Here is a 212-nt window from a genome sequence, read left to right on the forward strand (position 1 = left end):
GCAAAAATTTTTGCAGGCGCTGCCAGGCCTGTGTTTGGTGTTTGACGCGGTTGGCAATGACTGCCAGTGGACGACGCTGTTTGCGCATAGCCTGGGATAAAAGAATATTGCCGATAAATTTTGCGCCTGCGCGAATATCAATATCAGACGGTAAAACCGGAACCAGGATCAAGTCGTGGTTTTGGATAATATCGTTAAGGGCGTTATCGGAT

1 protein-coding gene is annotated in these 212 nt (G+C 47.6%); it reads right to left on the minus strand.

What is annotated here, in order from left to right; translation table 11 throughout:
* The coding region (locus tag GT042_RS28665) for a ParA family protein (RefSeq protein WP_161311608.1) at positions 1–212 on the minus strand (212 nt) is incomplete at both ends.

The organism is Streptomyces sp. SID3212, from assembly GCF_009865405.1.
Taxonomy (GTDB): Bacteria; Actinomycetota; Actinomycetes; order Streptomycetales; family Streptomycetaceae; genus Streptomyces.